The organism is Proteiniphilum sp. X52 (assembly GCF_003712195.1).
Classification (GTDB): domain Bacteria; phylum Bacteroidota; class Bacteroidia; order Bacteroidales; family Dysgonomonadaceae; genus Proteiniphilum.
The window spans coordinates 1-26,488 of the sequence record NZ_RDSD01000013.1 but is presented as its reverse complement, the minus strand read 5'-3'; the positions used below and the strand labels follow the sequence as shown (position 1 = coordinate 26,488).

Sequence of the window (26,488 nt, the reverse complement as noted above, 5' to 3'; positions counted from 1 at the left end):
AAAGTTAAAACGTTAGATTAATGCCTATGTTGTAAACCCTTTGCTGGGGATAATACCATGCGGACGGTACTTCCGGGTCATACCCTATTTCCTTCATGTGGTCATAAATCAGAAAGAGGTTATGCCCACTCAGATAGATCCGGCAATTTTGTAACCCGGAGCTGTTTATCCAGTTGGAAGGCAGGTTATAACCGAGCTCAAGGTTCTTTAGTCGCAAGAATCCGGCATTCAAGAGCCAATGTGTGGATTCCTGTGTGTTTTCGCTTCTGCTTTCGGAGCTTCTCGGCATGGTGGCGTCCCTGTTTTCGGGAGTCCAATGGTTGTTCACCCGCCATTGGTAATAGTTTCCGGCACCTTTACTCAGTGAAGTGGTCCAGTTGGTCGTATTCAGGAAATTGGCATTTTCCTGGCCTTGCAGAAGTATCGATAGATTGAAATTCTTATAAGTAATCCCGGCGTTTAAGCCGAAGATTATCTCGGGATCGGCAGTCTCATTGATCCGTATCTGGTCGAGGGAGTTAATTTCCCCGTCCTTATTCACATCCTCATATTTGATGTCACCCGGCTGGGCTCCCAACAGATGCGGATAATTTTCGATTTCGTTCCAGTCTTTAAAAATCCCGATGGATTTGTACAACAATCTTGATCCCAGGGGTCTCCCGGTGGCCAACTGGTACGCTTCGGCCATCGGGGCTTCATCGGTGAAGATCACCTTGTTCCTATTAAAAGAGAAGTTCCCTGCAACGAAATACTCAATATCCCGGTATCTGGAGTTGTAGCTGATTTCAACCTCTATCCCCCTGTTGCGGACAATACCGATGTTTTCGTCAGGCAATTGCAAGCCGGTATATTCAGGGATTACCGCCGATCTTTTCGTGAGTATATTGGATCTTTCGGAATGAAAGACATTGATTTCTCCCCGCAGCGCGTTCCAGAGATAAAAATCCATTCCGAAATTGAATGTCTTCGCGATCTCCCAGGTAATGTTGGGATTTGGCACGTTCAGTGCGTTAAGCCCGTTTACATCCACATTCCCGATCACGTAATTGCTGCCGAATCCGTATGCCGCCAGATATTGGTAGGCAGGGATATTGTCATTCCCCATTCGTCCGTAGGATGCCTTCAACTTCAGATAGGAGATGAAATCCACACTGCTCATGAACGCTTCTTCCGAAGCATTCCATCCGGCGGAGACACCCGGGAAGAAACCGAATCTTTTGTTGCGCGGGAAGTTCTGGGAACCGTCATACCGGAAAGTAAACTGTAACAAGTACTTTTGGGCATAATTGTAACTTAATCGTCCGAAATAATTGATACGGGCCGATTCTCCCGCGGAACCGTCGTTGTTCATATAGTTCCTGTCACTGGTCCCGGCGAATAATTCATCTATTTTGGTCGAGACGAAACGGCTCCGGGAACCAAGCAGGTAATCGTAATCACTCGTCATTTGCTCATATCCGGCCAAACCCGCCATACTATGCTGGCCCAGTTGCTTCTCGTAGTTCAGCATCACATTCCATAGAAACATCGTATTGTTCCGCGTATCCACGCTTAAGCTGGGATCATCGGCTCCGAATCCCGTCCTGCCTCGTGTATATTCACCGGTATCCTCATCCCGGTAATAGACGTAACTCGGTTCATACCATGTTTTATTGAAACTGTGGCCGTAATCATAATTAAAACTCCCGTTCAGGCACAGGCCCTCGACCCAGGGTGCGTTTACCCGGTACGTGAGAGTGGATTGAAGGATTTTACTTTTTGAATTCCTGTATCCCTCATTCGCGCTTACCCTGTTGATTAAATTGTCGTTATCGCGTCCCGGCGCCATGTAATCGGTTCCCGGCCACTTGGGGAACCATGTGGGGTGGTATAAGAAGATATGGGGATAAATATCATTATAGTTGTAGGGTCTGATACCGTCCAGAATCGTTCCTCTCAGGTTTAAGCCGAAGGCGACATTTTTTGAGATGGTCGCGTCGATCTTTGATTGCAGGTTGTATTGTTCATGTTCGGTAATACCGTATTTATAATGCCCGTCCTGGAATGTCCTTCCCAATGAAACCCTGTAGGTGGTATTTTCATTTCCTCCGTCAACTGAAAAATCCAGACGGTTCTGAGGCGTGAATTTCTTCGTGATATAAGAATACCAGTCCGTATTGGGATAGTACGGGTCGGTTCCGTTTCTATACAACTCCAGCACCTCGTCGGTGTACACCGGTGGCCTGCCGTTCAACGTTTCTATTTCATTCTGGATGGTGGCGAAAGTAAATGCGTCCGCCATATTGGGAACCCTCGTGTCCTGTTGAAAACCCATGTTATACGAAAAGTTGAAAGTCGCTTTTCCTGACTTTCCGCTTCTGGTCTCCACGAGTATCACCCCGTTGGCGGCACGTGCCCCGTAAATTGCAGCGGTGGCGTCTTTTAAGACGGTTATATTTTCAATATCATTCGGATTGAGCCTCTCGAGGCCATCCCGTGGAACGCCATCGATGATGATCAGCGGGGCATTGTTCCCGAGCGTGTTTTTTCCCCTGATAAGAATGGAAGGATTGTCCAGTCCCGGTTCACCGCTCCTTGTGTTGACGGTAACCCCCGCCATAGTCCCGGCCAAAGTGTTCAGGACATTTGCCACCGGGGCTTCCCGGACCTGCTCTCCTTTAACGGAAACGACCGAACCTGTCAACTCTTTCGCCTTTTGTGTTCCATAACCCACGACCACCACCTCTTCGAGCGCTTCCACGTCCTCCGTCATCGTGATAGCGATGGTCCTCCTTCCGTCCACCGCAATTCTTTGCGGGACCATGCCCACGTAAGATATTTCCAGTGTCGCATTTCCCGGGACATTTGGCAGGGTGAAATTACCGTCCATGTCGGTGACCGTACCGATGGATGTTCCCCGCACCTGAACCGTCACGCCGATCAATGGTTCTCCCGATCCATCCGTAACCTTGCCCTTGACGGTTATGTTCTGGGCAAACAGGCAAAAGGAGAACAGCCACACAAAGAGAAATAGCATCCCTTTCACTAAACTTGACATTACTTGTTTCATTCCTGGATTTTTTTAGATTGATTAATAAATGATTAGATGTTATGTAACCCGTAAGGTCTTTTGGCATCATGGTGAATATGTTCCATCTTTACAGGCGAGAGCTAAAAGTTATCTGCTATCGGAGAGAAAAATTGAAAATTTCAAGCCGTAAATGGTTATGACTTTATCTCTGTAGGCCGACGAACAATTTGTTCCGGATAGGCTGATAACTTGCGAGACCTGAGTTAAACGGGTATTTCCGGCGAATGCCGGACAAGAGAGGAAGTGAGTTTTCAGGTAACTGAAACCCGGTTGCGGTAACAGGCAATGATACAATGTCCACGCCCTTATTGCTAAGGGCGCTTCCATTCTCTGGCCTCAGGATTTGAATTTTGCGGATTCGACAGCAAGGCCAAAAAAGCGCTATGTTATTCTTTACCGTAGTTTACGGCAGAAAGATAATCATTCATTTTTAATTCTGTTATGGGTCCATGATGCTTAGCTTTTCAAATTTAACAATTATTGATTGATGGTTCAAAGAAAGCGGGTTTTATGAAAAATACCTCATGAAGTTCGTTTTTGTTTATCAGTTTTGCATTGATAGTTATCAATACCTCCCCTTTTTTGTTTATATTTGCGGTAATAAAATAATATCCAGACAGATATATGGAAACCAAGGAACAAAAATTAAAGAACACCCATCACGGGCACGCCATCAAGCGTTTCCGCCATACACTGGGCATCAAGCAGGAGGCCCTCGCCGCCGAGATGGGGCTTAGCCAGGCACTGATTTCCACCTACGAACAGCGGAAAGTCCTCAACGACGAGGTAATCGAACGTTTTGCCAAGGCACTGAACGTGGCTCCCGAACTGATTAAAGATTTGGAAGAAGATCCCGTAACCGTAATTATTGAGAATAACAAGCTCGACAATAACTCAGGCTCTGCTTATAATTATATTGCCGGAGATAATATTATCAATAACCCGATAGATAAGATTGCGGAACTTTTTGAAAGATTATTGGAAAAAGAGCAGGAAAAGATCGTGTTATTAGAAAAGCTATTGGGAGAAAAGAAATAATTACTGGACGTATATCCCATAGAACAAATTCTCGAACTGAACAAAGAGAAGACAGCCCTCTACGAACGGATGCTCCAACTGGAGAAAGAGAAGAACGCCCTCTTGGAGAAGTTGTTGGAGGTGAGGAAATAAGATCTGGGGAATGTGCTGTCGTCATCGACGCCCGAAAGGGCAAGCCCGAACAAAAACAACTTTGGTGGTATCAGCGTAGAGGCAGATGCGTCTGCGGAACAGGTAACAGGTGTCCAGCGAGGGGGCCTCGTCCTCCAGACGGATGAGCCCGGGCGCCCTGCGGGTCAGAAGATCGTAGTCGCACTTCTCAATCAGGTCCTCATCGAAGCAGCCGAACCCTTATCTTTGCAAATCAATAATTTACGCATACAGCAAAAGAATTTTTTAATGGAACGACATATATCAATGAATTACACCGATGTGGTCAGGCAAATAAAAACCGCGATTTTGCAAAGTCGCTACCGGGCTGCGGCATTAGCCAATAGGGAACTACTATCCTTGTATTACGGTATCGGAGAGTTTGTCTCGAAAAATTCGCGCGAAGGAGCTTGGGGAACGGGCGCCATTGACCAAATCTCAAATCAACTGCAACAAGAGTTGCCCGGTCTGCGGGGATTTTCTGCCGCAAACATCAAAAACATGAGGCTTTTTTACGAAGCGTGGCGGGATATTATAAATCGTCAGTTGCCAACTGACGATTTGCCGAAAGCTGATTTTGAATACATTATAAATCGTCCGTCAGTAACTGACGATTTACAAATAAAGACCGATTCATTGGCTGATGCAACTTTGCTCCCTACGCCAAACTTTGCTCTGATCGGATTCACGCATCATTATGAAATCATTAAGAAAACCGATTTACTGGATGAACGATTGTTCTATATTGATAAATGTGCTTCTGAATTTTGGAGCGTCGAAAAATTAAAATATTCCCTAAAAGAAAATCTATTCTCCAAACAAGGGAAACTTCCCAATAACTTTCTAACAACACCGCTTTTTTATCCAAATAATCGTTATATTTGCGATTCAAAATACTGATATTTATGCAACACGCCAGTTTCCACCATATATTTATCCGGATTCAACGAACCTTCGTAAACACCCCCGATTGCAGGGGGATACACGAATGTTATAAATGGGGTATTTAGGAAAGTTGTATATTTATTGCGTAAAAAATACGTTGGGTGCAAGCAACAAGCAGGTGCTCAACGTATTTAAAATGATATTAAAGCAAACTAAGATGAAACAATTATTGACTATCCTCCTGATTGGATTTCTTGCCGTATCGTGCAAAACAACTAAACAAAGCCAATCCACTCCAAATGAAAATTTGAAAATTTACACCGATTTTTTGAAAAAGGAACACACTTCTTCCAAAGATTATGTTTTTGAATTATTCAAGAAATATGATATTGTAATTTTGTGTGAACGAGACCATGGCGAAATTACACAATACGATTTAATCATTGACATACTGAAGGACACTCGGTTTCAACATATACAAAATGTATATACAGAGATAGGTAATTCTCAATACAATGACCTATTGAATGATTTTCTGCATAATTCCTCTTTGACAAATGATCAAGTTGCAAAAACCGCCCTGAAAATGCAACGAAACATGTATCCACTTTGGGAAAAAACAAATTATTTATATTTTTTAAAAAGTGTTCATACAATAAACTCAAAACTCAAAGATGAAAAAAAAGTGAATGTTTTCAATCTTGATTTTGGAATACTTTGGGAAGCTTCTGACGAAGAGAAAAAGAACCAAAGTGCTATGCATAGCAGTGACCGCGACAGTTTCATAGCGGGAGGATTTATCAAATACTATAAAAAAAGTAAAACAAAAAAAGCATTGGTCATACTAAATTATCGCCATGCTTTTTTACGCGATATGTTTGGCAGAAAAAATGCAGGACGCTTTATTGCAGATGAATTTGGGAGTAAAGTAGCCAATGTGTATATAAATTCATTTATTCTGAAATCAACAAAAGTTACTGACCAAGAAGTCCCTGTTACGGCGATTGGAACACCGCATGATGGGAAATGGGAAGCTTCTTTTATTAAGTCCGGTAAAAAAGACATTGCATTTAACTTCGCGAACACACCCTTTGGAAATGATAGTTTTGACATGATGCCATTCCCTAACAACCTTAAATACAGTGATGTTTTTACAGGGTTCATACACTATAATTATTTTCCGGATTTACGAAGGGTTTTGGGAATAGATGGTTTTATTGATGATGAATTTTACAAGGAATTGGCAAAGCGCTATCAATTTTATGATGAAGAAATACCACCGAAAAATGAACTGAAAACCGATTATAATACCGTAATGGAAGTAACATATCGTGAAGAATTTTCCGATGCTGTCAAAGAAATAGAAAAGTGGGTTAGTGAAAGCTTGAATAAATAAAATAACACAAGAGACATGAAACTACTTTTTTTAATTCCTTTGCTTTTATCCATTCTTTCGCAAACTGCATTTGGTCAAACCGAACTTTGCATTGTCGGCACAAATCACGAAGAGCGAAGTTATTTTAACAGCGATAGCGTTTATAACATATTGGTGAAAATGAGTCCCCATGTAGTGCTTATTGAATTGGATTCTGCGTTTTTTAAGGATGATTTCCTTTTTAATTTGAAAGAATACCCTGATTTGCTTTGCACAAACGAAAATATCGGCGCGGAAAAATACCAATCAATCCATAAAGTTGATTTACGTCCTTTCGATATGACAGGAAGAAATGAGTACTATCGAAACTCAAACTATTTCAATAATCAGGATAAAATGTGGACAGATGTACTTGAACTATACAAACAAAATGAATTAAGCAAGAAAGACAGAGAAGATGTGGAATTAATATTATATGCGCAAGAACTTTACAATAATATTTCTTTTGGTTCTGCGAAAGATTTAAATACAGATAGCATGGTAAAGTTTTTATCATTGCGAGAAAAAATCATTTATCCCAAAATGCTTTCGATTGTCGAGAACACAAAGAAACTTCATAAATGGATTGATTTTGCAAAAGAATGGAAAAAACATTGGTATGAGCGAAACGAAATAATGGCAGACAACATAAAAAAGATTGCAAAGGAATACAAAAACAAACGGATTGTAATTTTGGTCGGGTTAGAACACAAGCCGGGACTATTGGATTTATTAAAGTTGGATAATTCAACTGAATTTACATTAAAAGAGTATTGGACATATTAAGCACGAAAACAAATGCCAGCACCCAACAAGCGGTATAAAAATTGCCGGGTTAGTAGATTATTCAAGGGTTGTAACTCTCTTCAACTTTTGTGTAACTTGAAAGGGAATCGCCCTCAATCGGCAACTTTTCATGCCGCCGCCCGTTAGGTGCAAGGCAGAGCAACTTACACCGTAAATAAGAGAAAAAAACTGAAAAAAATATGAACAACAAAATTTTGATGTCATTTTTGACGATATTTCTATTTGCCGGGTGCAATACTTCTCAAGATTTGAAAATTCATTACCTTAAAGAAGGAAAGATTTGCAATGAAGACATATTGCTTAATTTTATAGACAAAGATGGAAATATACAATCGTCGTATATTGACTCAGTGAAGTTCAGCTATTTGGACTCAGTATCCTATCCTGATATGAATCCTGACCGTGAAAAACGCTTCACAACCCCTTATGCGTTAAACTTTTCAAAAAAAATTAACCCCTATTCGCCCGAATATTACACCGCATACACTATTCATAATATTGTCAAAGTAATAGAATACTATAACCATCTGTTTGGCAATAAAATAGACTTCAATTCACAGAAAGAATTTAAAAACATAGATGTCCTTATGGGGGATATTCCAATGTTGACACACCCCAATTCTTATATTTTTAAAGAAAAGTCGAATCCGTCACCGTCATTATTCTCTCACGAAATAGGACACCGTGCCTTTTGGTATATTGAAGGAGAATTAGGCATTAACTTTAAAGGATTGACGGTTGTCCATATGGGATTACTCGAATATTTTACGGCTTCATTCAATAATTCCCCCATTATAGGCGAAGATTTTTTACCAGAGAAGTTAATCCGAGATGCTTCCCGATTCCATAAATACCCATTGGACAGTTCATTGATAATCAGAAATACATTTCGCCTTATGGAAGAATCATTTCCCACCGAAACAAAAAATCCGAAAAACAATATTTCAAAATATTTGTCGGCTTGTTATACAGCATACAACGATGACATATTAGACAACGTATACGACAATCACAGAGGGGGGATGATTCTGACAAGTACATTGTGGCGGATAAGAGAACAAATCGGCCAGGAAAAAACCGACAAGTTGGTAGCACAAACAATTTTGAGTTTGAATGATTATTTGAATAAGCGTAGTGAATTTTATTATTCGACAGACAAAGCGAAGCAAGATAAGATTGAATGGTACGATGTTTTTTACGGTTTAATTCAAAAGGACAAAGAATTGTTTGACGGACAACACACACAAATAATTTCTAATGAGTTTGCTCGAACAGGATACCCGACTAACAATGTAAAATATTAATGCCCAGCACCTAACACGGGATTTGCGTCAGGAGGGATAACACAAAAACCTGAAATTCTGCCTCCCGCCCGAACGCAAAGCCCCAAACCGTTGGTGGTCATTGTAACAAAACTACTAAATCGACCTGAACAAATGGAAGAAAGAAAATGGAAGAAAATAACGAATTGATAAGTTGGAGCGACTTCGCAAAAATTGAAATGCGAGTAGGAACGGTTGTCAGTGCTGAAATATTTAATGAAGCTATAAAACCTGCGTATAAAATAACCGTTGATTTTGGCGATTTTGGGATTAAGAAAACTTCTGCACAAATTACAAAATTATATTCACCAAGTGAAATTATCGGAAAGCAGGTCATTGCAGTTGTGAACTTTCCTGCAAAACAAATCGCTAACATACAAAGCGAGTGTCTTATTTTAGGCGCTGTAGACGAAGACGAAGTAACCCTACTGACTACGGACAAATTAGTGAAAAATGGATTGAAAATCGGATAAATTTCAAAAACGTAAGCATTCGATAAACTGTATTAGCTAAGACTTTATCTGACAGTCGGGCATTTTTTAGGTATTCAATATTGGGTTTTCTAAGCCATTAATGACCGGAATAACCAAAGGGGAAGAGGGGGGTGTTTTCGCCCCCTCGGCCATTCCAGCCAGTCGGGTTATTACTGACAGGTTGCTCCCCAGCTGAGCCTGTTTCCACTTCACCCGACAGTTGCAAAGACACAAAATTTTCATTTAGAGTGTCTAACATTTTCTCTTTTGCAAGATGGATGGACTCCCTCCAAGTCTGCATGGGCGTTTTACCGAAACAATATCTGCCTGAATGAGGCCGTTCATTATTGTAATACTGTAGCCATATATCCACATCCTGTTGCAGTTGCTCAATGGTCGTGTAAATCTTCTTACGAAAAGCTGTAGCATAAAACTCTTCTTGCATAGTTCTGTGAAAACGCTCACATATACCATTGGTTTGAGGGCTTTTTGCTTTTGTTTTGGTGTGGTCAATATTTTCAATGGCCAGATAGAGCTGATATTCGTGATGTTCTCTTGCTCCACAATATTCCGTTCCTCTGTCGGGAAGTATTCTCATAAGAGGGATACCATACTGATCGCACATGGGAATTACCCTGTCATTAAGCATATCGGCAGCTACTAATGCAACTTTGCGGTCATAAAGTTTAACGGCAGCCACCTTGGCGTAAGTATCAATAAAAGTCTGCTGATAGATGCGCCCGACGCCTTTAATATTGCCAACATGGGAAGTGTCTTGAGCCCCAAGATAACCCGGATGACAGGTTTCAATTTCTCCTTTCGAGACCTTTTCTTCTTTGGCTTTCTCCAAAGCAGCCACCTGAGCTTCGGTAAGAACCAGACCTTCCCGGGCTGCTTTGGCTTCAAGAGCCTTCAAACGCTTTTTGAAGGTTTCCAACTCGTTACGCAGCCATACACGGCGGACTCCCGCGGGGGATATAAATACTCCTTCCTTTTTCAGTTCGTTCGACACTCGCACCTGGCCAAAGGCAGGATTCCCTGTGGCAAAAGAAATAACGCGTTGCTCAATATGCAACTCAATACGGTTTTTGATAATAGGCTTACGCCGGCTGATTTCCCGTAAACCTAACTCGCCACCTGTTTCAAACAATTCCTTGTAGCGGTAAAAGGTATCGCGACTGTATCCTAAATATTTACAGGCTTGCGAAACGTTTCCTGATTGACTCCGTCGAATCTTACGATTTCTTCTGCTAATTTTAGCAGACCTAACTTGTTTTTGATTAATTTTGTTTCCGTATTCATTTCTGACAGTTTTTAAGGGTGAAACTTATTTTGTTTGTGATATTACAAATGTAAGTCTTTTGCCCTTGACTGTCAGATTAAATCGAAACTAATTCAAATAATTTCATCCCCAAGATTGAACAACTCTTTGATTACTTTAAGCTGCTTCATTACGCCGGGATCATTCTTATATTCCTTGCTTTCTTTCACCTGACTGGGCAATAGCTTAAATTCTTTCGGGAGTATCGGCAGGTTTTCACGCTTAAAACCCTCGATGCCGTAATGCTCCGGCATGGCAAGCCCGACCAAATGCCCGAAAGCCCATGTAACGGCGTACCCGTTACCCTCTATATAGCCATCTTTTTTATTGTTTGCGCTGACTATGGCTGCTATACTCTTAGCCACAGACGATTTTTCTGCAATTATAATTTTCATTTTAACATTGATTTTTTAGTGGTTGAAATAATAGATTACATCTTGCGCCCCTTGCCTTTCTTCGGAGCATCAGGAGATTTCTTTTATCCCTGCTTCTGCTCCTTTTTCTCCGCCTGTTTCTCGGTGGGTTGCGACTGACCTTTCTTCAATGGTTCGGTTGAATGCTTGGTCGCTTTGTTGGTCTTACCCTCATTATTGACTGCGACCTGCGTTTTACTCTCGGCAGCGGGTTTGATGTTCTGCGTATTCTGCGCTACCTGTTTTGCCTCGATAGCCCGTACCTGATCGGGGTGCTTGGTGGTATGGCGAACCTTACCCCTGTTTTCGTCAATCCATACCCACGCATTGTACTTCTGCCCTTTCTGGTCGGTAGCTTCAACTTTCTGCGTACCCGAAGCATCCGCATGTTGTTTGGGTTTCTGCGATTCCATGTCCTTAACAAAGACAGGCTCTTTGTTGCACAGCTTATCGAAATCCTCGCGGGAAAGTTGAACGCCGCCCTGTTTGGAATAGACCCATATCTCACCGAGTTTGCGGGCTTTAGGCATTTTCTGTTCATGACCTTCTGCCTGTCTCTCGCCTTGTTTTGTTCGCCGCTCTTGGTTGAACTGCTGGCGTTGTTCATCACTGAACTTAAAGTCGAAGTTTTTACTGGCGGCGTTGTACTGCACGAAGCGTTCAATCTTCTGCGGCTGTTCGCCCTGCTTCGTTTTCTTATCCATCCCTTCAATCCAAACGGCTTTACCCTCTTTCAGTCCTTGCTGTTGTTTGGGAGAAAGCGGGGCATTTTTCAAGGTCTGCGGAATATAAATATCCTTCAATGCCATAGCCTCAAAACGGTTGGTAAGTCTGTCAAGGGAAACAAGCGAAGGCACTTTTTCGCCTCTGGCTACGGGTTCAAGGTCGAATACCCGTCCGCCGTGCCCTGTCTTTTGGAACTGCTCTTTATCCTGATTGGTAAAGACAACTCCCATGAACGGTTTTTCAAAATCGGGCTGTTCCTGCTTGGGATGGGTAGCGATTTTGATGCTGCCGTCCGGCTGCTGTTCCAGCGATAAGCGGGCTTGCATGGGAAACTCCTGTCCCTAAATGGCAGGCTTAATTTCGACCCGTCCGGGCGACTTATGCCCGTAAACCATTGCTTTAAGGGCATCTTACAAGTTCTCGCCGGAAACGCCTAACTTTTCGACCTCTTTCCAGTTGAGCTTATTCAGGTCTAAAGGTTGATACTTGCCTGTAAACTCAACCTCTATGCGTATCTTACCGTCAAATTTGACACGGTACGGGTCGAGTGCCTTGTCTTTGTGGTCGAAGTTTGTCGAGGAAAGCCGCAACCTTATCTGCTGCTGATGCAGTAACAGCATAAACGCCCCGTATGCGATGGGTGGCTGAACTGTGCCAAAAACTTCTTGAAGAAATTCTCCAACGCATTGCCGTTGGTGTCGATCTTCATAAACTGGTCGGCGTTCTCTTTCTTAGGATCGACCGTTTTTAATTTGCCGTCCTGTTCTCCTGCGATGATTTTGAGTTTGCCATCTTCGCCCTGTGTCAGAAAGACTTTAGGCTCTTCATTTTTTACTTTTTTTTCGTACATAATAAATATGTTTTTATTCTGCATTAATATTAATGCAGAACGAAAGTAAGCCTAACTAATGAATTGACAGCAAGGAGTTAAGGTGGTGGATGCTTGTGTCCAGGGTTGTCTATGGGCGTTTTGAAAATCGAGGTGTTTTTGCCGTTCGGTTTTGCTATTCAAACTGGAAAATATAAATATGATTTTGGATGATGACTTGTGTAGGGAAAAGTGTGGGATAATGTAATCGCCAATAGAATTTTGTATAGGGTAATAAACTCAATAATAAGGCTATGGAGAAGTTTGAATAACTTAACATGCAGTATATTAAGGCTTAGAGAATTAGCCGTAAAAGCATTAGCTTATTCCCTCAAAAAAAACTATCTTTGCAAGTTGAATATATCTATAAATAGAATATGAGATTTTCAGGACATGAAACGTTCATCTGTAAGCAGTTCTGGCTAAAGAAAGGCTATGATTTTTTGGTCGCTGGCCGCAAATTCAGCGATGAAAATGCTGTTGTGGAATTGGGCGTTGGTAAAAATATGGTATCGGCTATTGGCTTTTGGATGAAAGCCTTTGGACTATGTAACGATAAATGGGAGTTATCAGAAATGGCTCATTATATCTTCGGTGATGAAGGAAAAGATACCTATCTCGAAGATATTGGTTCTATTTGGTTGCTTCACTATCTATTGGTAAAAGAAAACTATGCTTCAATCTACAGTTTATTTTTCAATGGTTTCAGGAGGGGACGTATAGAGTTTACATTGGAACAACTTCATAAATACATCGAATCTCTTGCTAAAGAAGATAATTCATATAATGTAAATACCATTACAACGGATATTATGGTATTACAACGAATGTATCAAAAAGCAGATAATACAGAAGGACGAATTGAGCCGGAGGATGTCTATTCAGGTATATTCAATGACCTGCAACTTATGACCAAGTTGAGAGTGGAAAAATATGGGGAAAAGGGACTTGTTGACTTATTCCGAATTTCAAATGAAGACAAGCAGAATCTACCTGCCGAAATTGTTTTATTCTCCATACTTGACACTTACCCCGATATGGAAACTATCGGTTTCAAAGAATTAGAAGTTGGGGATAATTCTCCCGGAATTGTTTTCGCATTAAACAAAGACGGTTTGTATTCCAAAATAGAGAAAATCACAGAAAGATATAAGAATGTGGTTTTTTCCAGCAATGCAGGAGTTCAAGTGCTACAATTTAAATCTGCCATTAATAAATGGGAAGTACTTAATGATTATTATGCCGAAAATTAAATATTACTATTCCCCCTCAATAAATATTGTTCGAGATTTAAATAAAGATCTGGAATATATTTCTACGCCTAATGCAAAGCAGGTTTATACACACATAGCCAAAAACTATACTACAGGCACACATTCTTTTAATATTGTAGGCTCTTATGGCACTGGAAAATCTTCGTTCTTATTAGCATTAGAGCATCATCTGAATGGAGAAAAAGACTATTTTAGTCCATTAAATGGTAGTTTTAAGGGTGTAAAGGGATTTGAGTTTTTGCCCATTATTGGAGAATCGACTTCTTTGTTAAATTACTTTGCTATAGAATTCGGGCTAAAAAATAAAGATTACAATACACGAGATATACTCAAAAAAATAGAGGCGAACTATACCGAAATTAGCAAATCAGGAAAAGGATGGCTTATAGCTATTGATGAGTTTGGAAAATTCCTTGAATATGCTGCTAATAATAATCCCGAAAAGGAATTGTATTTTATACAGCAATTAGCAGAGTTCGCTAATGATGATTCTAAAAATATACTTTTTGTCACAACACTTCATCAAGGATTTAACGACTATGCCATAGGTTTATCAAAAACGCAACGAAATGAATGGGACAAGATTAGAGGGCGATTAAAAGAAATCACCTTTAATGAGCCTGTTGAACAGTTGTTGTTGTTAGCTGCTGAGCGAATTTCATCAAGACAGCAAGAGGTAAAAAAAGGCAAGACCTTCAATCAACTTTTTGACAGCATTGCAGATTCGAAGACATTTCCACTCAATGACTATTTTAATAAGTCAATAGCTGAAAAACTTCTTCCTTTCGATATTTTATCAGCTTCTATTTTAACCTCTGCATTGCAACGATACGGTCAAAATGAACGTTCCTTGTTTCAATTTGTAGATTCGAATGATTATTTAGGATTAGAAGACTTTGACACTAAAACTAATCCTTTCTATAATATAAGTTGTGTGTACGATTATTTGATGTACAACTACTATTCTACTCTGACAACGAAGCATAATCAGGATTATAGTCAGTGGGCAACTATCCGTAATTCAATTGAGCGACTTGAAAGTGAACTTGTTGACTATGTAAGCGAAGGCACAAAGCTAATAAAGACAATCGGACTATTAAATATCTTTGCGCCTAATTCTGGGACTATTGACAGAGATTTTTTGGTGGATTATTCAAAATTTAGTCTTGGTTTTAATAATGCTGAAGAAGTTCTTGACAAACTTTCTCAGTTCAAAATAATCAGTTTTACAAAGTATGACAGACGTTATAAGTTGCTTGGAGGAACAGATTTAGACATTGACCAAGCTATTGCAGATGCTGAGATTGACGACATTGCGGACGTAGTGCCATATCTGAATAAATATTTTGATTTCCCGTATATACAGGCAAAAGAACACTTCTACAGGACTGGCTGTCCTCGTTTTTTTCAATTTAAAATATCGGAAAAACCATATAATGAAATTATAGAAGATGCAGATGGCATTGTTAATCTTGTGTTTTCCGAGAAAGATATAAAGCAAGAACTGCTTCAACAATCGCAGAATTCAAACGAGCCAATTCTATACTGTCTATATGACAATATCAAGGATATTAGGAATACATTAATTGAGTTGGAACGTATACAATATGTGAAACGACAATATCCAAGTGATAAGGTTGCACAGCGGGAAATAGATAAAATGCTTGTTCGTTATAAGAAAACACTAAATGAACTTGTATTTGAGGGACTTTTTGACAACAACAAAACTGTTTGGTTGTGCAATGGTTCCACTGCTCACATTCAGAGTCATAAACAACTGAATAGGCAGTTGTCTGATATATGTGACTGGGCTTATCCGGCAACGCCTGTTTTCCGAAATGAAATGGTCAATAAGGGGAAACTCTCCGGAGCGATGCAACCTGCACGTAGAAATTTGATTAAGGCACTTGTGTCCAACTTTGATAAGCCCAATTTAGGGTTTCCTGATGAAAAATTTCCTCCTGAAAAAACGATATATCTATCCTTGCTGAAAAATACAGGAATCCATAATGGCTATGCCTTGGCAAAACCTTTAGACGAAAGTTTCAATGCTTTATGGGATGAGTGTATCCGTTTTTTATATGATGCCAAAGCTACAAGAATGGGTGTACATGTTTTAGTTGAACGCCTTCAAAAGAAGCCTTTGAAATTAAAGCAAGGATTTATAGACTTTTGGCTGCCTATTTTTCTGTTTATTTGCCGTGATGAATATGCCCTATTTGATGAAAATGGTTATATTCCAAGCATAGATGATGAAACCCTTGTCTTAGTAAGCAGACAACCCGATTCATTTGAGATAAAGTCATTTGATATTTCGGGTATTAAATTGGATTTATTCAACTCATATAGGTCTTTTCTAAATATTGAAGAGGCTGATACAGTCACCAATGATAGTTTAATTGAGTTAATAAAGCCATTTTTAATTTTCTATGCACAGTTACCTGAATACGGAAAGAGGACCAAACGTATTTCTAAACAGGCTATCATACTGAGAGATGCTATTGCCTTATCTAAGGAGCCGGAAAAAACTTTCTTTGAGGATTTTCCTAAAGCGATGGGTATTTCATTAGAAAAGATAGCAAAGAATCCGGAACTGGTAAGGGACTATATAGACACTCTGCAAGCCTTAGTAAGAGAAATACGAACTGCTTATGAGGAATTAATAAATAGGATTGAAAATTTTATTCAATCAGAATTTATTGGAGAAGAAGTTCCCTTTGTTCAATACAAAGAAATATTAAAACAGCGATTCAAAAAGCTGAAAAAACATCTGCTGCTACCTAAACAGAAGGTATTCTACCAGCGTTTAATGTCAGAGTTAGATGTTCGTAACGCATGGATTAGTTCAACTTGTCAGGTATTGATTGGAAAATCACTTGATACTATTTCGGACGAAGAAGAAAAGGTTTTATATGAAAACTTCCGAGATATGATTAATGAATTGGATAATCTTTGTAATTTAGCAAAGTCCGACGTTAATCTTGATACTGAGGAAGTTTTCAAATTAGAGATTACTTCTTTTATAAAGGGTTTACAGAAACATACGATACGTTATCCTAAAGGTAAGACGGAAGAAATAAAAGAATTAGAAGCTGACATAAAAAGCAGGTTGAGTAACGATAAGAATGCCAACATCGCTTTGCTGTTAGACTTATTACAGAACGAAATTGATGGAAAATAACAATAGAAAAGTTAGGCATGTTCTTGGAATATCAGGCGGGAAAGATAGTGCAGCTTTAGCTATCTATCTTAACAAAAAATATCCTGATCTGAATATTGAGTACTATTTCACTGATACTGGAAAGGAATTACAGGAAACGATTGATTTAGTTAACAGAATAGAAAATTATTTAGGGAAAGAAATAAAACGTCTAAAAGCCACTAATAATTCGCATTTTGAGCCATTTGATTATTACCTGAAGTCTGTTGGGAATTTCTTGCCTTCTGTTCAGTCTCGTTGGTGTACACAAAAACTCAAATTGGAACCATTTGAAAAATTCGTTGGTAACGATTTGGCAATTTCTTATGTTGGAATTCGAGGTGATGAGGATAGAGAGGGGTACATATCAACAAAGCCTAATATTCAATCAATATTTCCTTTTCGCAAGAATATTTGGAGTATAGAAATATTATCTAATTTCTTCAAAAATGAAAATATAGAACTTCATTTAGGTTTATATCAAAATATTGCAGATAAAGTTATTTTTTCAAGGGCAAAAGAGATTTTGGAGATGCCAAGGGATAATAAGTTTACATTATCGAAAAAGTTAAATGCTTTATTAGATATTGATGCCAGTACATTTAATAAAGTGATGTTTACGTTTCTTAAAGATAAAAATTATCCGGTTTCAAACTTGGATGATTTTTCATTGCTCGACCATGAAGACAATCTGAATCGTGATGATATTTTCAAATTATTGCGAGAAAGTGGAGTTGGTGTTCCTGCGTATTATGAGAAAATACCATTTACAGTAGATGGACAGATAGGAGAATATGCTCGTAGCCGCTCTGGTTGTTACTTCTGTTTTTTCCAGCAGCGGATTGAATGGATTTGGTTGTATGAGCAACATCCGGATTTATTCAAAAAGGCTGTGGAATATGAGAAGGATGGATATACATGGATTCAGGGTGAACGTCTTGAAGACCTTATCAAGCCAGAGCGCATTCGACAAATTAAATTAGATGCAATCAAGCGTAATGAGAAAAGTGCTGCAACTCGGAAGTCTCCTTATTTAAGGGACATGTTGATTGATGCGGAGAACATTGTGTGTGCTAATTGTTTTATATAGTACTTAAACTTGTTGTATATGGCAGAAGAAGAAAAAAATATCAGAGAAGTCGGATTTACAGTTGATGCAGGCTTAATCCAACGACTTGGTTATGAATTGGTGGGGCGTGCAGAAACTGCTGTCTCTGAACTCATCAAGAACGCTTATGATGCTGATGCAACCGTTGTAGATGTTGATTTTATTGATTCAAATATAAAAGGAGGAACATTAATCGTTTCTGATAATGGCGTTGGAATGACAGAAGACCAATTAATAAATGGGTTTATGCGAATTTCTTCTGCCGATAAGATACACAACCCTATATCTGAACGATTTAAAAGAACTAAAGCAGGAAGGAAAGGAATCGGGCGCTTTGCAACGCAACGACTTGGAGAGCGCTTAACAATAATAACACAGACAAAGGACTCAAGTACAGCATTAAAAATTATTATTGATTGGAATGAGTATAGCATTGATAAAGAGTTAAGTTCAATAACATTTCCAATTGAAGAAGTTGCAAAAGAAAAAGAGGAAGGTACTATATTAACTATTGAAAACCTTCGAGATAGCTGGACTGATGCTGCAATTAGGAGAGTTTATAGATATGTCTTGGATCTTTTTCAGCCGGATTATCTTTCAGATAGAAGTAAAAAACACAATTCTGCAGTACAGAATGAAAATTATTTTAAAGCAAATTTTACTCAATCTATAAATGGAAATACATTATCAGTTTTAAATGATCAAGTTTCCATTTTCGATAAATCACTAGCTGTTCTTGAAGGGTATATCGACAATGAACATAATGGTATTATTACAGTAAAAAGTGATAGTTTAGATTTGGATGATATTATAGAAATTGATTATTCAAAAGATGAAAAAAAACATCTTGAATTAAAAGATGTCTATTTTAAAATACACTATTTTATTTATAATCGCCCTCAATATTATAAAGGAAAAATCTCGAATACTGAATTAAATAAAATCCAACAAGTATCAACAACCGCAAGTGGCGTTCGCCTATATAGAAATGGATTCCGTGTGCTACCTTATGGTGAAGTTACAGATGATTGGACTCGCATTGATAGACGTAGGTCTAGCGAATCCGGGCTAGTCAATGTGCCTATGAGTAATAAAAATCTATTTGGATTTGTAGAAATAACAGATCCAACTGGAAATTTATTTGAAGAAACAGCTAGTCGTGAAGGGTTGATAGAGAATGAAGCATTTCGACAACTATCTGATTTTATAAATAAATCAATCGTTGCAGCTAGGCAAAGAATTAGTGAGGGTATTACATCCTTTAAGGAGGAAGAAAGTAATGAAGACGATTTTATCCAAAGAACAATTGAGAAGGAGTTATCTACAAAAGAGAAACTTCAAGCCCTGAAAAATCTTTTTGACGACGAATCTAGTGAAGAAAGTCAACAAGAATCAAGAGAGGAGTCGGAAGAAAAAAGAGAAAAAAGAGAAAAGCAAAAAGCCGAAGGAAAGAGAATCGTTGAAGAAATTCGTAAAGAATTAGAAGAGGCTAGTATGTTACGTGTATTAGCTGGACTAGGACTTAGTATTGGTGAATTTACTCATGAAATAAAGCAATTCCAACCAGCCGTTTATGGACATATAAGTAAATTACAAAAGCAAAACTTATCACATGAAGGAGAAGCGGAATTAAAAGGGCTTGAAAAGAATTTTGATAGCCTTTTTGCATATACTGGATATTTTAGTGCCACGGTTTCACAGAATATCAATAGGGAAATAGAGCCCGTTGATATACTTATCGTGCTTGATAACTTCGAGCAAACAATTTCAAATGATTTGAAGAGAAATCTAATTAAATTTGAAACTGACCCTTGGGACTTCAATGTAAAAACAGTACCAATGCATCGGTCTGAATGGAGTTCTATTCTGTTTAATCTTTATACAAATGCTAAAAAAGCCATTAAACGGGCAAAATCAGAAGGTAAAATTCTTGTTGAAGTTGGTATAGATGGAGAAAATGTGTTCGTAAATTTTCATGACAACGGCGATGGTATTCCCGACGAGAATCGGCATAGAATATTTAATGCATTTTTCACAACTTCAACACCTGCAAGTTTTGATGCTCCGAGAGATGAACAAATGATTGGCACAGGACTCGGACTTAAAATAGTAAGAGATATTATAATTTCATACAAAGGGGATATATGTCTAGCTACTCCCAAAGATGGATATGTGACTTGCTTTAGAATAGAAATCCCTCGCTTAATAGAATAAAAAGATATGGCAACAACAACATTTTTATACATCGATGATGACATATTAAAAGATGCCGCTGAAAAAGTTCAAGGATTTGAGCAAGCGGGTCTTAAAGTGTTGACGAACCAGCATAAAGGTACTTGGGAAAATCAGATGAAATTTATAAAAGAGAATGAAGCTACATTAGATGGTCTATTATTAGATTTGAGATTAGATGATTTTCCTAATGAAGCCGGAGAAAGGGCTGACTTTAGAGGTACTTCATTGGCTCAAGAAATTAGAACTCGACAAAAAGAGGGCGAATTTAAATCTTTCCCGATTATCCTATTTTCAGGCAATGATAAACTTGAAAAATCTCTTGAAAAATCAGGGAAAGATTTATTCGATATTTGTATAGATAAAGGACAGATTAATGCAAAGTCGTATGACATTTTAAGTCCACAGCTTTTAGCCCTTGCAGAAGGATATAAAGCAATTACCCAATCAGCCTCGAATTTATCTGGCATATTAAATACTAACATTGAATATGTTGATGAACGATTCATTTCAGAACTGAATGACTTAGTAGGTAATCCCACGCATGTGATTGCCGGCTTCTTAATTCATGATATGATTGAGAAGCAAGGTTTATTAATTGACGAACAAGTATTAGCTGCAAGGTTAGGAATAGATATAGATAAATCTTCTGATTGGGGAAAGGTGATAAGTTCATTGTCCCCTTCAAAATACACAGGCGTTTTTAGTGGCGGATGGCATCGTTGGTGGATGACATCTGTCAATGAGTGGTGGCGAAAAGTTGTTAATACGGAAAAATACCTGCGTTCCACACCTGCATCTATCAGAGTTAATTTAATAAAAAAAGAACTAGGAATAGAAGGGCTTCATGCTGCTGAAAAAATAGAAAAAGCTGATAGTGAAGAATATTGGACAATGTGTAAAGGTTATAATCGCCCATTAGACCCTGTTGATGGCTTAATGATTGATGGGCAAGAAAATTTATATCCGTGGCAAGATGCTGAATATGTTTCTATAGATGCAGCACTTAAATGTAAGAACAATAATGCTTGGAAAAAAGTCGCAAAATTAGAAGAGGAGAGATTAACTGATTTAAAAGAGCAATTTAAGAAAACTAGATAGTTATGAGTAAAGGAACTGTTGCGAGTGCCTTAAACTTTTTATCTAAAGAATTAAAGAAGGCAAAATTATGTAATGATACGAAACCTATAGATAATGCGGTTAGTGATTTAAATGGTCGTAAAGATAAGGCAGGGTATTGGGGGTATAATTTGCAGAAATTAGTATTTAACAATATTAGTACACCAAGAGGTACAATGCCTAATAATGTAAGTTCGATACAAATAGTTTTAAATGTTGAAATCCATGAACAGGGATTGAAAGATGAGGAAATTCTCAATCCTATTGTAGTAGATAAGAAAAGAGGATTTGAAAAGAATTATAATTTTTCCATTGAAATTTCTGGATATTCAGAACAAAATAAAGTTCTCTCTCATTGGCATTTAGATTTTGACAGCAATGCTAATAATGAATATATTCATCCCGACTTTCACTTAACATTCGGCGGAAATGCCATGAAATCTGATGGAGAAGATGAAAATCAAGTTTTTGGCAAGGTATTACTCGTTCCCTCGCCAAGACTACCACATCCACCTATGGATGCTATTTTAGGTATAGATTTTATCCTAAAAAACTTTGTACAAAAGGATGTTGCTAATAATATAATTAGTGATTCTCAATATAGAAAAGCCGTTGAAAATTCCCAAAAACGACTATGGCGTCCTTATATGCTTGCTGTGGCTAGTCATTGGTGTAAGTTTAATGGTTGTAAGTTTAATGCGGATTCAACATTGACCAAGAAATATTACCCAGCTCTAGAAAATTAAATACAATAGTTTGAGCCGCCCAACTGAACGAGCGGCTCTTATTATCTCTATTCTTCCTTCGGCAACAAATGCCTTAAATGTAAGCATCCGAAGAAATACACATTGCACACCCTGGTGGATATTCCGGTGATATGCACCCAGCGATTCCGGCGATATGCACCCACTTGTTAAACTATCATTTTGACAAATAAATTCAACAGCCCCGGGTAGTGTTACATTCAGTGTGTCTCCAGTCTAGTTTCTTTATCAGTCTTGCAACAAAATTATTCATTTTTTGTAAGCATTCGGTGTACCCCGTATTGTTTGTACCTTTTTAAAAATTCATGCAAGATTACTTCTAAAAAAGTTGTAAAACATTCGGAGTCGGTTTGGAGTTTTTAGGACTTTTCCTGCACCCACCTGTCGGGTAACAGTTCCGCCAGGTCCCTTGAGTAGTCGTTGTCGTAATCATGGATATGCGCAAGCACATGGATCATCCAGCCGCGGAAGTCCACACCGGCAGATTTGCAACATCCCAGAAGGGAATAGAACACGGCTGCATCCTCCGCCGCGTCGTGGTTCCCGGCAAAAAGATAATTTTTTCTTCCAAGACTGAGGCCTCTCAGCGCATTTTCCGCCAGATTGTTGTCTATGCGGTACCTTCCGTCGAGATGGTATCGTGTCAGCCTGTGGTATATGTCGTGGCAATATTTTATGGCTTTGCCTATCGGGCTTTTGGGCATCACCTTGGGATATTCGTTCACCAGCCACTTTTCAAAGGCGACCATGATTGGATAGGCGAGCCTCTCTCTCAGGTCAGCCCTTTCATCATAAGTGAGGTTCCTTTCATCGGCTTCCCTTTCCACCCCGTAGAGCAGTCCGATCTGCGAGAGGGCGTATTCAGCCCTTGCCCTGTCGTTTTTTATCGAGTCCGAAAATTTCCTTCGGGCATGCGCCCAGCATCCAAGGGGCAACACCCCTTTCTTGTGCTCGTACATTTCGTATACCCCGTAGCCGTCCGTCTGTAAGGCGCCACGGAAGTCCTCCAGCAGTGCCAGGGCCACCTTCTGCGCCCTTGAACCCCCATCATAGTGGAAGAAGAGCCGCGAGTCCATGACGGAGCGCACCATCCACATGTATCCATTGACGGTCTTGTGCTTCTCGTTGTTGATAACCGGTATGGTTGTCTCATCCACCTGTATGTAATCGGTGGCAAGGACCAGTTCCCTGAGACGGTGGTAAAGCGGCCTGAGTAAATCCGCCGTATCCTTGAACCAGTCATTCACCGTGGGTGGCGGGAGATTGGCTCCCAGCCGCTTCATCATCTCTATCTGGCGGTAAAACGGGAGATGGTTCACGTACTTGTTCACCATCAGTTCGGCCAGGAGCGAGGCCCCGGCATAACTCCTCGGGATGGGCCGGTACTTTGCCGGAAGCGGGGCGGTCACCACCGGGTTGTCATCCTGCCGCTGTTTGTCCTTGCGGACGTACTTGTGGCGGATGATCCTGCGCACGTGGTATCTTCCCGGTTCATGCTCCAGCACTTCGGTCACTTCCGGTTCCAGCTCGGTCCAGGCCCCGGTGTTAACCGTGGTTTCTTCCGGGTAGAGGTGTTCCTCCACGCGCGGCAAGTCTTCGGGCAGTGGTTTGCGCACAGGTTTCCTTTTCACACGCTCTGTTACGCGCCGCTCCCTGAACGCCTGTATTTCTTCCCTGGCGGCCTCTGCAAGCTCCTTTTCCTCCGGCAGCAGGTCCAGCCCCTCAAAATCGATGCGGCGCTGTTGCGGGTCTTCCTTTATGAAACGTTCGCTGGATTTGCCCCATATCCGGCGCCTGAGATAGGCCACCTGCTTTTCCAGGTCAAGTATCCTTTCATCCTTTTCCGATAGGGTGCGCTCGTAGCCGGATTTCAATGCGTCAACATCCGTACGGTCTTCCAACTTACCCTTAAGAAGCATGTTCTCCTGGTATAAACGGTCACATTTATCCAGCAGGAGTTCTAAAAGTTCGTTCGGATTTTCCGGGTTTTGTTGCATCTTTACCTTTTGTGATAACGAGTGTAAAGATACGTATTTCCAGCGACATATGCAACATGAAAACGAATGAAAACTGTTTATTTATGCCGGTTCCATCGCTTTTTTTGTTTGTATTTCCCGGCATCCAGCCCCTGCACCATCAGCATCAGGTTTTGCCAGGTGAAAGGATGGGATTTCCCGTTTTCCTCCATGGGCGGGAGCGTGAAACAACCCTTCTCCAGTTTGAGGTAATAGATGACCAGGCCCCCATTTTCCATGTGAAGGGCCTTCAGGCAGGTGCAATTCCTATTAATAAAAAGGTATACATTTCCACTACGCACATCCTGTTCCATATGGTCATGCACAAGGCCGGTGAGCGTGTAAAAGCCCTTCCTCATATCACATGGGCAGGGATACAGCCAGTAGCGCATCGAGTCGTTCAGGTTAAACATGGCTTTGCCCGGTTAGCAGGATTAATGACCGCAGTCGCCCAAGGTCGGTGCCCGGGGGGACACGCAGGATCACGCCACCGGGATAGATGATCTCGTAAGCATCACCGGCAGGGGGAGTCCGTGTCGCTGCCGGTTGCCGGGGGAGGATGTTGCCTTGGGATTGTTCCTGGTGAGGGGTGAAAATGACCGGAACGAAACCGGGGGATTCCCCCGCCTTGCACTTGCCGCTTGCGCAGCTTCCTTTGCCAATAGAAAAACTTCGAGGTCACGATGCGCTCGTTCCGGCAAAAATCTTTTACCCGCAATCCGCTGGATTGATACCGGGCATAAACCTCTTCAAACTGCTTTTGGTTCCACATAGGGTTTTTGCCGACAAAAGTAGGACAACCTAAACCGGAATAAAACACGGGCTAGACCGAATGCTTACCCTTGATCAGTATTTTTTAATTCCGATACTTGCACAAGGATTATCGGCGTAGCCTGTAACTTGCTTGTCCTTGTGTAAGGTAAGAGGAATTAAAGACCTTTGTCAAGGATTAGGGAAAAACATATCCTGCTACCTGGGGAACAATGACTCATCCTTGTCTATACCGGGTAACTCCCTGTCATACGCGTCCTTGTCCATCGCCACTTTTCCCATGAGCACCAAAACAGAGTCTTCATTGGGCATGGCGCCACGCATCCTCAGCACCCGGCGGAAATCCTTGTTCAGCCGCTCTATCCAGTTTGTGGTGTGGATCATTGACTGGATTGCGTGATGGTACTGCAAATAGGTGAAGTAATACTTGTAGCCGATTTCCCCACCCATTTTTTTGATGCTCCTGTAATCCTTACCCCACTTCTTACAAAGTGCCGTCCAGTTTTCCCAGGCATCTTCCCGGGTGTAATCCTTTTGGCCGGTGCGAAAGACCTCGCGCAAGTCTTCGGCCAACTCCATCTTATCTCCGTGACGTACTTTTGAAAGCATGTTTCGTTTCAAATGGGTGACACACCGCTGGAGCTGGGCCGTTGGATAAACCTCCGACAGGGCTGTCTCCAGGCCCGTGAGGCCGTCGCTTACCATCAAGCCGACACGTTCCGCTCCCCGATCCCGGAGATCCCGAAAAATCTCTTCCCATGCCGTCGCACTCTCCGCGGGACGGTTGTGGATCCCAAGCACTTCACGCTTCTTGTCCTCTTTCACACCAAGAACCACATGGAAGGCTTCCGTGCCCACGGATCGTTTACGGTGGATCTTGACATGAATGGCATCCACGAAAACAATCGGGTAATAACTCTCCAGCGGGCGGTTTAACCATCTCTCGACATCGGAGCGCAGGTAATCGATCATGCGCGGGATGCCGGCCTTGCCATAGTGCTCCCCGTAAATCTCTCCAAAGATCTCACCAACCTGACTCTGTGTCAGACCCCTGCAGTAAAGACTGCCGGCCAGACGCTCGCACTCCATCTCCTGGTCACGAAGCAACGCCAGGATCTTGGGATGAAAGTTGCCGTAGCGGTCACGGGGAATCCTGAACTCCAGGACTCGACCTTGGCCAAAACTGCGACCATGGCGAAATCCGTTACCTTTATTGCCTTCCGCGTTATTTAAAAACTCCCGCCTTTCGGCTATCATCATGCTCTCCAGCATGATCTCCATTAAATCCTGTAACCCATTTTCTCGCTCTGAATGTTTGGCTATTTATAATACTCCCCCAAAACTGGACACCAGGTTAAGACATGACGATGAAATGAAAAAACATTATCTTTAACAAAAAAAATTATGTCCACAACAAGAAGAAAATTCAGTAAAGAGTTTAATGGATAAAACGGTTTGATTTGTGCCAGTGATTTCGGTCTATGTGTGCCACCTTTTTCGGTTCAAACCGTGCCACTTT

The 26,488-nt window shown here is 40.6% G+C and carries 20 protein-coding genes and 2 pseudogenes; 12 read left to right on the top strand and 10 right to left on the bottom strand.

The window, feature by feature from the left end; translation table 11 throughout:
* Window positions 1-4: 4 nt before the first annotated feature.
* A complete protein-coding gene (locus tag D7D25_RS11175; RefSeq protein ID WP_122969041.1) occupies window positions 5-3,049 on the bottom strand; it encodes a TonB-dependent receptor in 3,045 nt (1,014 codons plus the stop codon).
* Window positions 3,050-3,694: 645 nt separating this feature from the next.
* Between D7D25_RS11175 and D7D25_RS11170 the strand changes: the two genes are divergently transcribed.
* From D7D25_RS11170 to D7D25_RS11145, 6 genes are all read left to right on the top strand, one after another.
* Window positions 3,695-4,108 (top strand): helix-turn-helix domain-containing protein, encoded by a 414-nt coding sequence (locus D7D25_RS11170; RefSeq protein ID WP_122969040.1) that lies wholly within the window; start codon window positions 3,695-3,697, stop codon window positions 4,106-4,108.
* 144 nt (window positions 4,109-4,252) lie between these two features.
* Window positions 4,253-5,158 (top strand): DUF1016 N-terminal domain-containing protein, encoded by a 906-nt coding sequence (locus tag D7D25_RS11165; RefSeq protein WP_122969039.1) that lies wholly within the window; start codon window positions 4,253-4,255, stop codon window positions 5,156-5,158.
* A gap of 202 nt (window positions 5,159-5,360) precedes the next feature.
* Complete coding sequence (locus D7D25_RS11160; RefSeq protein WP_148038914.1) at window positions 5,361-6,539, top strand: hypothetical protein; 1,179 nt, start codon at window positions 5,361-5,363, stop codon at window positions 6,537-6,539.
* A 15-nt stretch (window positions 6,540-6,554) separates the two neighbouring features.
* Complete coding sequence (locus D7D25_RS11155; protein ID WP_122969037.1) at window positions 6,555-7,343, top strand: DUF5694 domain-containing protein; 789 nt, start codon at window positions 6,555-6,557, stop codon at window positions 7,341-7,343.
* Between the two features lie 200 nt (window positions 7,344-7,543).
* A complete protein-coding gene (locus D7D25_RS11150) occupies window positions 7,544-8,668 on the top strand; it encodes a hypothetical protein (RefSeq protein WP_122969036.1) in 1,125 nt (374 codons plus the stop codon).
* Window positions 8,669-8,814: 146 nt separating this feature from the next.
* On the top strand, window positions 8,815-9,159 hold the full coding sequence (locus D7D25_RS11145; protein WP_122969035.1) for a tRNA-binding protein: 345 nt from the start codon (window positions 8,815-8,817) through the stop codon (window positions 9,157-9,159).
* 97 nt (window positions 9,160-9,256) lie between these two features.
* Here the strand turns inward: D7D25_RS11145 and D7D25_RS11140 are convergent.
* From D7D25_RS11140 to D7D25_RS18545, 5 genes and pseudogenes are all read right to left on the bottom strand, one after another.
* Window positions 9,257-10,461 (bottom strand): annotated as a pseudogene (locus tag D7D25_RS11140) (IS481 family transposase).
* Window positions 10,462-10,557: 96 nt separating this feature from the next.
* Window positions 10,558-10,875, bottom strand: a pseudogene (locus D7D25_RS11135) (DNA topoisomerase III); the annotation flags it as partial.
* 83 nt (window positions 10,876-10,958) lie between these two features.
* Complete coding sequence (locus tag D7D25_RS11130; protein ID WP_255417275.1) at window positions 10,959-11,945, bottom strand: DUF3945 domain-containing protein; 987 nt, start codon at window positions 11,943-11,945, stop codon at window positions 10,959-10,961.
* Between the two features lie 84 nt (window positions 11,946-12,029).
* On the bottom strand, window positions 12,030-12,239 hold the full coding sequence (locus D7D25_RS18550; protein WP_255417274.1) for a hypothetical protein: 210 nt from the start codon (window positions 12,237-12,239) through the stop codon (window positions 12,030-12,032).
* A complete protein-coding gene (locus D7D25_RS18545; RefSeq protein WP_255417273.1) occupies window positions 12,212-12,469 on the bottom strand; it encodes a hypothetical protein in 258 nt (85 codons plus the stop codon). Before D7D25_RS18545 ends, D7D25_RS18550 begins: the two co-directional genes overlap by 28 nt.
* 395 nt (window positions 12,470-12,864) lie before the next feature.
* Here D7D25_RS18545 and D7D25_RS11125 point away from each other — a divergent pair, with 395 nt between their 5' ends.
* From D7D25_RS11125 to D7D25_RS11100, 6 genes are read left to right on the top strand one after another with little or no spacing between them, the layout of a single operon-like run.
* Window positions 12,865-13,740 (top strand): DUF4007 family protein, encoded by an 876-nt coding sequence (locus tag D7D25_RS11125; protein WP_122969034.1) that lies wholly within the window; start codon window positions 12,865-12,867, stop codon window positions 13,738-13,740.
* Window positions 13,727-16,942, top strand: coding sequence for a hypothetical protein (locus tag D7D25_RS11120; RefSeq protein ID WP_148038913.1), 3,216 nt, complete (start codon window positions 13,727-13,729; stop codon window positions 16,940-16,942). The genes D7D25_RS11125 and D7D25_RS11120 overlap by 14 nt, the downstream gene beginning before the upstream one ends.
* On the top strand, window positions 16,932-18,050 hold the full coding sequence (locus tag D7D25_RS11115) for a phosphoadenosine phosphosulfate reductase family protein (protein WP_122969032.1): 1,119 nt from the start codon (window positions 16,932-16,934) through the stop codon (window positions 18,048-18,050). Before D7D25_RS11120 ends, D7D25_RS11115 begins: the two co-directional genes overlap by 11 nt.
* Before the next feature lie 18 nt (window positions 18,051-18,068).
* Complete coding sequence (locus tag D7D25_RS11110) at window positions 18,069-20,282, top strand: sensor histidine kinase (RefSeq protein ID WP_122969031.1); 2,214 nt, start codon at window positions 18,069-18,071, stop codon at window positions 20,280-20,282.
* Between the two features lie 6 nt (window positions 20,283-20,288).
* Window positions 20,289-21,401, top strand: a complete 1,113-nt coding sequence (locus D7D25_RS11105; RefSeq protein WP_122969030.1) for a hypothetical protein — start codon at window positions 20,289-20,291, stop codon at window positions 21,399-21,401.
* A 2-nt stretch (window positions 21,402-21,403) separates the two neighbouring features.
* Entirely contained in the window at window positions 21,404-22,165 is a 762-nt protein-coding gene (locus tag D7D25_RS11100) for a hypothetical protein (protein ID WP_122969029.1), read from the top strand.
* 377 nt (window positions 22,166-22,542) lie between these two features.
* On the opposite strand, the gene D7D25_RS11095 is transcribed toward D7D25_RS11100, so the two are convergent.
* From D7D25_RS11095 to D7D25_RS11080, 4 genes are all read right to left on the bottom strand, one after another.
* Window positions 22,543-24,180, bottom strand: coding sequence for an IS66 family transposase (locus tag D7D25_RS11095; protein ID WP_122969028.1), 1,638 nt, complete (start codon window positions 24,178-24,180; stop codon window positions 22,543-22,545).
* Between the two features lie 77 nt (window positions 24,181-24,257).
* Window positions 24,258-24,611 carry an IS66 family insertion sequence element accessory protein TnpB gene (gene tnpB, locus D7D25_RS11090; protein ID WP_122969027.1) on the bottom strand — a complete coding sequence of 118 codons (354 nt, stop codon included), beginning with the start codon at window positions 24,609-24,611 and terminating at the stop codon, window positions 24,258-24,260.
* Window positions 24,612-24,712: 101 nt separating this feature from the next.
* Window positions 24,713-24,970 carry a hypothetical protein gene (locus D7D25_RS11085; RefSeq protein WP_122969026.1) on the bottom strand — a complete coding sequence of 86 codons (258 nt, stop codon included), beginning with the start codon at window positions 24,968-24,970 and terminating at the stop codon, window positions 24,713-24,715.
* Between the two features lie 197 nt (window positions 24,971-25,167).
* Window positions 25,168-26,292, bottom strand: coding sequence for an IS256 family transposase (locus D7D25_RS11080; RefSeq protein ID WP_122969025.1), 1,125 nt, complete (start codon window positions 26,290-26,292; stop codon window positions 25,168-25,170).
* Window positions 26,293-26,488 lie beyond the last annotated feature (196 nt).